This window comes from Caenimonas soli (assembly GCF_013155545.1).
Classification (GTDB): domain Bacteria; phylum Pseudomonadota; class Gammaproteobacteria; order Burkholderiales; family Burkholderiaceae_C; genus Ramlibacter; species Ramlibacter soli.
In genome coordinates this window covers 1-7,610 of sequence record NZ_JABJVV010000035.1, presented here as the reverse complement: position 1 = coordinate 7,610, position 7,610 = coordinate 1, and the positions used below count along the sequence as shown (strand labels likewise).

9 protein-coding genes are annotated in these 7,610 nt (G+C 64.3%); 2 read left to right on the top strand and 7 right to left on the bottom strand.

Annotated features, from left to right (window positions below; all coding sequences use genetic code 11):
- Positions 1-192 (top strand): transposase (locus tag HNE04_RS27640; RefSeq protein ID WP_172227054.1); only part of this gene is annotated, 192 nt, incomplete at its 5' end.
- Between the two features lie 346 nt (positions 193-538).
- On the opposite strand, the gene HNE04_RS27635 is transcribed toward HNE04_RS27640, so the two are convergent.
- On the bottom strand, positions 539-931 hold the full coding sequence (locus HNE04_RS27635; protein ID WP_172227066.1) for a RidA family protein: 393 nt from the start codon (positions 929-931) through the stop codon (positions 539-541).
- 163 nt (positions 932-1,094) lie between these two features.
- On the opposite strand from HNE04_RS27635, the gene HNE04_RS27630 reads away from it, so the two are divergent.
- Positions 1,095-2,030 (top strand): LysR family transcriptional regulator, encoded by a 936-nt coding sequence (locus tag HNE04_RS27630; protein ID WP_172227064.1) that lies wholly within the window; start codon positions 1,095-1,097, stop codon positions 2,028-2,030.
- 126 nt (positions 2,031-2,156) lie between these two features.
- Here the strand turns inward: HNE04_RS27630 and HNE04_RS27625 are convergent, their stop codons facing one another.
- From HNE04_RS27625 to HNE04_RS27600, 6 genes are all read right to left on the bottom strand, one after another.
- A complete protein-coding gene (locus tag HNE04_RS27625) occupies positions 2,157-3,317 on the bottom strand; it encodes a hypothetical protein (RefSeq protein WP_172227062.1) in 1,161 nt (386 codons plus the stop codon).
- Between the two features lie 79 nt (positions 3,318-3,396).
- Complete coding sequence (locus tag HNE04_RS27620; protein ID WP_172227060.1) at positions 3,397-4,314, bottom strand: PEP/pyruvate-binding domain-containing protein; 918 nt, start codon at positions 4,312-4,314, stop codon at positions 3,397-3,399.
- Positions 4,311-6,008: a PEP-utilizing enzyme gene (locus tag HNE04_RS27910; RefSeq protein WP_235965478.1), complete on the bottom strand. Its 1,698-nt coding sequence runs from the start codon at positions 6,006-6,008 to the stop codon at positions 4,311-4,313. Before HNE04_RS27910 ends, HNE04_RS27620 begins: the two co-directional genes overlap by 4 nt.
- On the bottom strand, positions 5,989-6,618 hold the full coding sequence (locus HNE04_RS27610; protein ID WP_172227058.1) for a TetR/AcrR family transcriptional regulator: 630 nt from the start codon (positions 6,616-6,618) through the stop codon (positions 5,989-5,991). Before HNE04_RS27610 ends, HNE04_RS27910 begins: the two co-directional genes overlap by 20 nt.
- A 207-nt stretch (positions 6,619-6,825) precedes the next feature.
- Positions 6,826-7,215: a cupin domain-containing protein gene (locus HNE04_RS27605; protein ID WP_172227056.1), complete on the bottom strand. Its 390-nt coding sequence runs from the start codon at positions 7,213-7,215 to the stop codon at positions 6,826-6,828.
- Positions 7,216-7,418: 203 nt separating this feature from the next.
- Positions 7,419-7,610 (bottom strand): transposase (locus HNE04_RS27600; RefSeq protein ID WP_172227054.1); only part of this gene is annotated, 192 nt, incomplete at its 5' end.

The following is a 7,610-nucleotide window of genomic DNA, read 5'->3' as shown; positions in this document are numbered from 1 at the left end:
CGCAAGGAAAGAAAGAAGGTGGAGATGCTATTTGCGCACCTCAAACGCATCTTGAAGCTCGATCGGCTGCGACTGCGGGGCCTAAATGGTGCGCGAGACGAGTTCCTGATGGCCGCGGCCGTCCAAAACTTGCGAAGAATGGCTAAGTGGCTCGCCCCGAAGGCAGAAAACGGAAGGCTGATACCTGTATGAAAGTGCGAGGATGACCTCGAACTGATCAGGCGCTTCTGCATTGACTCAATCAAGCGCCGCGAAGGCGCTACCGCGCGCAGCCAAAAGCGAGTTCTTCAACACAATAGACCCTGAGCAGACATGGGCCTCCGACAGCGGACTTCAATGCTGCGTGACAACGACTGGGCCGCCGTAAATCCAAGGCCAGCCACCGCGTGACCTTAACGATCGCCAGCACACGGTGGTCGGACGATGCAGGTACCGTGCGCCCGAGATTGCCGCTGTTCGCGATGCCGGCAGAGATGCCGCGCAGGGCATGCCCGCGATCGCTGCAGCGCGCGGCAAGACGACTCAACACCAATCGCTTTCAGCTTGAGATACGGGCGATGACCTTGATCTCGAAGTCGAAGCCGGCAAGCCAATTGACGCCGATTGCCGTCCAGTTCGGGTACGGAGCGTGCGCGAAAATCTCGTCCTTGACTGCCAAGACAGTTTCGAACTGGCGATCAGGGTCAGTATTGAAGGTTGTGATGTCGACAATATCGTCCAGCCCGCACCCTGCGGCGAGCAAGGTGGCTTTTAGATTGTCGAACGCCCGCCGAACCTGCTTTTCGAAATCGGGCTCCGGTGAGCCGTCTTCGAGGCTGCCGACCTGACCGGATACGAATAGCAAATCACCAGAGCGGATGGCCGCAGAATAGCGATGCTTCTCGTAGATGTCCTGACGGTTTGCGGGGAAAATGGCTTTGCGCTGCAGCATGTCGAATCCTTTCTGATCAATTCGGCTGTCGTTGGGTGGTTCGCGAAGGCGCGGTGCCCTTCTGCGTGTTCCGAACTCTAGTGACAGGGCATGCGATGAGAAAGAGGAAACATCGACAATCACTTTTTGGCAGGCCCAAACAATCGCTGCCCGAGGAAGATCAATGGACCGTTTCGACGCGATGCAGGCCTTCGTGCGGGTGGTGGAGGCGAAAAGCTTCACAAAGGCCGCGCGAACACTGGGTCTGAGCAACACCACCGTGACCCAACTCGTGCAGCAACTCGAAGCCCGCCTTCAAGTGAAATTGCTCAATCGAACGACACGGCAGGTCAACGTCACTGCCGACGGCGCCGTCTACTACGAACATGCGGCCCGTGTGCTGGCCGAGATGGACGACGCTGAGACCAACCTGTCCAGTGCTGCCAGATTGCCACGGGGGCGTTTGCGGGTCGATGTGCCCAGCCCGTTCGCCCGCACCGTCTTGATCCCTGCCCTTCCGGCTTTTCACGCCCGATACCCCGACATTCAGATCGACATGGGTGTCAGCGATCGCATGGTCGACCTCATCAAGGAAAACGTCGACTGCGTCGTGCGAGGTGGGGTGATTACCCACGAATCGCTGATCGCCCGTCGAGTTGGCCACTTGCCACTTGGGGTCTTCGCATCACCGGGCTACCTGGAACGAGCCGGCAACCCCGTGCATCCGACGGACCTGGAGGCTGCACATCATTCTGTGGTCGGTTTCACCTCGTCCCGCACAGGCAAGCTCATCCCGTTTGCCTTGCGCCGAGATGACCATAACATCGAGATCCACGCGCGGTACATCCTGGCAGTCGACGATGGCAATGCGTGCCTGGCGGCTGGACTCGCCGGGCTGGGAGTAGTCTGGCTACCGGAGTACATGGCGCAGCCACACGTCGCCCGCAGCGAACTGGTGCGGCTTTTCGATGGGTGGCAGCTCACTCCGATGCCTTTGTACGTTGCCTACCCTCAGAACCGGCGCGTCAGAGCCAAGCTGCGCGTGTTCATAGACTGGATGGTGGAGCTGATGGAGGATGCAGGGTCCGGACCAAGCGCTGACGGAGCGACGCCACGGTAGCGTTTGAAGAAATGCGTTGCAGTCGGAAAACCCATACGGGCTGCGCGCCTGGCAAAGCCACGCCGGTTAACTTTCATGGATGCTCGCGACTATCTGACCCGGTTGGCTGTCTGCCTGTGGCCCAGCCTATCGATTGATCGCGTCGTAGATAAAAGCGTCCTGGCTGATGGCGTTTGCCATGTTGGTGCCGCAGGCACGCTTGTTGACCATATCGACGACGTATGTGTACACCCCGAGTATTTCTCCCGAGCGCCGGTCGGTAAGCGTGAGCCTGTAGCGCACAGCGCCTTGCTGCACGGGCGCTTTCTTCAACTCTTCCGGCTTGTCCACATCGAGGAAGGCCAGGACGTCGGCGCTGAGGGTCTTCACGCCGTAGGCTTGCCCCGTGTTGGGGACTGGAAAGTGAGCATATGGAAATCCGGGGCGATCGCCCACCGGTCTTTCCGTGAACTCGAAGGTAGGCTTCTTCTGTTGCCCTGCGGCGCCCAGGCTGATGGGACCGCTGCCGTACGACTGAATCTGGCCCTTACCGTCCAGCTCGACGAAATCCCAGAACGGACGTTCACTGAATCGCTGGCGGTCCCAGTCGTAGGCAAGTGAACGCACGGGCGCGACCGGTCTTGCCGTCAGCTGCACGCCGACATCCTTGCACAGTGACGCGAACTCGTTGTTCTCCCGGGCAGACTCCACGATCGGATTGCTGGGGGCCAAGACCATGGGAACAACGGAGAGCAGCGGCGGAAGCACCGCCCATGAAAGCAACGCAACCGAAGCGCGCGACTGCGTGGAGCCGGAGTGCCTGAGCATGACCGCAAGCTCGACGGCAGCGGCGACGACGAGTGCGATTCCTAGCGCGGCGTAGGCTGGCGCCAGGAACATGGCGAGCACGACTACCGCTGCAAACGCCCCTTGGCTGCGGGCCAGGAGCGGGGCGCTTGCCGCAGCAAAAACGATCACCCATCCGAGCGTCAAGACTGCAGACGCAAATCGCACACGTGGCGCGCCGAGCTTCCGATGAAGCCCGGCCAGCCAGAAGATCACCATGAATATCGAGGCGGGCAACCATAGGTTGATGCCGATCTTCGCAAGCAGCGCGGCGAAGGTGGGCACCGCCGTCATGCTGGCGTTCGTTAACCACGGCGCCAGCAGCCAGCGCGACGGCACCAGCGGCGCTACAAGATGAAACTCGCTCGCGAGCTTCACGAGTGCCGCGATGCCCAACGCGAGATTCACCAGTCGCCAGGGCGACGGCGTACCACCCGCTGACGCGGACTGAACAGCGCTCATGCATCGATCTCCATGCACCACACATTGTTCGCAGCGGCAACGGTGAGCCAGGGATCTTTATCCCGATGACCCTGGTCATTTACTCCCGGGCCAAGCCCTCTTCCCGTCGCCCGGCCTCGGATCGATTCTGCGTACGTGCTCGACCGTGTGGGTCGCCTGCAGCTGGACTTGGGATCGCTGTGAGCGCTCGCCGCTGCAGAAGGTAGAGCCGGCCGCCGGCGAACGCCCACTCGAGGTCGTGGCTCCCGCCGAACACCTCGTCGCAGCGGAGCGCGAGCGCATGAAGCGCGGCGAGCTGTGCATCGTCGAGGCAGAGCTCGCGGGCGAGCCCTTCGGAAACCTGTATGCGGGTGGTGCCGCCTTCCGGGGCGGTGCGTATGGCGACGTCCTTCAGTCCCGCGATTCGCGCGACGACGGCACCGTCACGCCTCAGGCGGAACCGATCTGGGATGACGAGACCGGCAACGACCGACTCCCCGAGCCCCCAGGCCGCCTCGACCACGAGCTCGTCCGACCCGTTGACGGGGTTACGGCTGAAGAGCACGCCGGCGGAGTCGGCGTCGACGAGCTCCTGTACGACGACGGCCATTCTCGGCTCGCGGGGCAGCCGGAGGCGCTCGCGGTACGCGAACGCTGAAGGCGAGCGCGCCGAGCGCCAGATGGCGGACACGGCGTCAACGAGCTCGGGCTCGGAGCGCAGGTTCAGCTGCGTCAGGTGCTGTCCTGCGAAGCTCGCCTGCTCGGAGTCCTCACCCACTGCGGACGAGCGCGCCACGAGCGGGGCGCCGAGCGTGCGAAAGACTGCAGCCAGCCGCTGCCTCGCGTCGCGTTCGTCAGCAGCGACTGCATCCACGAACCCGTACGGAAGCGCGACACCCGCGGGAACTGGCAGGCCCGCGCGCGTGGCGGCGGCTAGCTGCGCGGCCTTGCCGCCGAACCGGCTGTCCTCGAGCTCCTCGGTAAGCGCTGCCGGTTTCGGTGCGGCTGCTTCGGTCATGCGACGACCTCGGCCTCGCCCGTGGTGCCATCGACGATGACCCTCGCACCGTCCAGGAGCACGGAGGTCGCATCGGTGCACCCAACGACCGCTGGCAGCCCGTACTCGCGCGCCACGATCGCGGCGTGCGAGAGCAGCCCACCCCGGTCGGTCACGATCGCGCCGAGGAGAGGCAGCACGATGTTGAATGCCGTCGTCGTGGAGTTCGTGACGAGGACGTCGCCCCGCTCGATGCGACCAAACTCCTCGGTGCCGTGAATCACCCGTGCGATGCCCTCGTACACGCCCGGGCTGACGCCGAGTCCGTGAACCTTTCGCTCCTCGGTGCGTGGCTGCGGCGCGGCGAACATCGCCTGCACGGCTGCACCGATCGCGCGCTCCAGCCTTGCCGCCGCGGGCGGCAGCCACTCGGGCGGCAGCGGATCGCCCGGCTCGCCGCCGAGAAACGCCGGCGCATCCGCGTAGCGCGCCTTGAGCCGGTAGCGCGCACGCTCGGCCAGTTCCTCGCCCGATGGTCCGTCGCCGGACTTGACGAGGCTTCGCAGCTCCGCGTAGCCTGCCTCGACGAGATGGCCCGGATCGGCGAGCCGCCCCGCCGCCGTAAGCCGGCGGCCGGCCGCCAGGATCGCGCGCCGCATGATCCCGATCGCCCAGAGGTCGGCGTAGGTGCCCCGCTCGTCGCGTAGCCGGTAGGTCGCCCGAGCCTCCCCGAGCAGCGCGTCGAAGGCATCGCGATGCCGGGCGGGCACTGCGCCGCGCAACTCGGAGGTCTTCCGGCCCAAGTCATTTGCCGATCGAGTCTCGAGGCGATCGAATGCTGTGCGGATCGCTGCGACGATCAGCTCGGGAAGCTCGTGCACCGACGGGTCGCCCACGTCCTCGCCGTTGACCGGCCGGTGGGCGACACGATCGACGTATGCCGAAGCGAGCCGGCCCGTGTCGCCGGACCGCGAGCGAAGCGCGGCGACCACTTCGCCCGGCTCTCCGGCCGACGTGAGCAAGGCCGTCGCCGCCGTATCCAGTCGCAGAGCGCCGACCAGTCGCTCGAGCTCCTCGTCTGCACCGAGCGGGTCGGGGTTCGCGCCCTGGAGGAGACCGAGTAACTGGGCCTGCGAGCGGCCTGTCCACTCTTGCGCGTGCACGAGGAAGTCGCCCACAGGCAGGAGCGCCGGCACGTTGAAGAGGTGATGGATGTACGCGCCATGGATCTGGTTCTCGCGGCAGCGATCGATGTATGCGAGGAGCGCAGGCGTGTCGAGCGCCACCGGGTCAACCGCGAGCAGCGCGAGGTGAGCTCGGATCGCCGCGGGCTTCACCTCCCGGTCCCAGCGCTCGAGGTCCTCACGCCAGAGCTTGCGCTCGAACACGGTCGCGCTCGTTTCGAGCCGGCGCCGAATCATTGAGTGACTGCGCGCGAGCTCGTCCCACACCTCTTTCGGAGGGTGACCGACCGCCTCCCTCGGCGCGCCGACGGGACGTGCGCAGTAGTACGGGAACCCGTTGACGAAGCCCGCCTCCAGGTACTCGAGCAACGATCCGTAGCGGCGCAGGCTCTCGCCGAAGCCGCGCTGGAAGGCGTCGGGGAAGATCTCCGCCTGGAAGCGGCTCACCGGCCGCGTCCAGTGAGTCGGGTCGAGAAACCACGATCCCGGACCGGGTGGGGCGAAGGTGTGCTCAGCGATGAGTGTCATCATTACCAACCTCCTTGAGGCTCGCCGGATTGCGGCGAAGCTCATCTGTCAGCACGCGCACGGCCCAGGCGGCGGCCTTGCCTGCCTCCTCTCCCTTGAGGTCCCACTGATCGCGCATCGCCTGCCAAGCGGGCGCGCTCACGAGCAGGTAGATCACCGCAAGGGCGCGTCGGCGCTCGGCCGGGCCGAGTCCGCCGGTGACCTCCCGCATCGCCTTCTCAAACGTCGCCAGTCGCCGGCGCCGCGTGCGGGCCCGGATCTCCTGTCCGCGCTTCGATAGGAGGGCGCGCATCAGCGGCGCTCGCTCGTCGTACATGCGATAGAGCGCAGGCGCCATCCCGCGGACGCCCTCAAGCGTGTCCGGGTAGGAAAGGAGGACGACCCGGAGGTGCTCCTCCGCCCACTCACCGAACTCGTCGAAGAGCGCCTCCTTGGTCGGAAAGTGCCGATAGACGGTACGGACCGACACGCGGGCGCGCATGGCGACAAGTGGAACCGTGACCTCGTTGACCTCCTCGTCCGCAAGCACATCTGCCGTCGCCTCCAGTATCCGAAGACGCGTCTGCTCCATCTGTTCTGCGCGGAGCGGGCTCTCGTACGTGGTCGTGCTCATGACACGATTAAAATAATCCGCGTCATGGCATCGTGTCAAGAAGGCACGATGCCATGTCAACTTTTGAGGTGATTGTCGATCGGCACTCGCCGTCGAGCAGCAATCGCGACAGCCTTGGCCTTGGCGATGGCGCTGCCGTCGGGCACCCCTCGGAAGCGACCTCATGGCTCGAAGTTGTTCCCGGCCAAGTCCGGTCGAAGTGGCACTTCAGTCGGTGTCGCCCTTTTTCAGTGTTCGCGCGCCGGCGCCGCCGTGATTCCCCGCATCGCCCGCGTTCAGCAGCAAGGTAACGAGGACAGCGCAGTCGGTGCGCGCCCGCAGGGAGTGTTTTTGCTTTGCAGGAAGGACGATCAGGCTCCCGGCACCCAGGCGGCGAATGCCGCCCGGCATCACCACTTCCACATCGCCTTCCAGGCAGTGGATCGTGCACTCGTCGTCTACCTTGTGCTCGGGCTGGTCAGCATGGGCTAGGAGCACTATGTGCTGCAACTGGATGCGTTCCGTTTTCAGAAGGCTGGTGCTCACGGCACCGCTCAGCTTGGGGCCGAGCGGGGTGACATTGATGACGTCCAGGGGCTGGGCATGAGGCAAGGCCATAGCTTCCTTTCACTTTGCAGAGCGGGGGCAAGGCGCGTGTCTAGCGTACATTGAAAGGGCACGCCGACGCGTCCGGCTTGCACGTCTGCTTTCGACCTATTGTGTTGAAGAACTCGCTTTTGGCTGCGCGCGGTAGCGCCTTCGCGGCGCTTGATTGAGTCAATGCAGAAGCGCCTGATCAGTTCGAGGTCATCCTCGCACTTTCATACAGGTATCAGCCTTCCGTTTTCTGCCTTCGGGGCGAGCCACTTAGCCATTCTTCGCAAGTTTTGGACGGCCGCGGCCATCAGGAACTCGTCTCGCGCACCATTTAGGCCCCGCAGTCGCAGCCGATCGAGCTTCAAGATGCGTTTGAGGTGCGCAAATAGCATCTCCACCTTCTTTCTTTCCTTGCG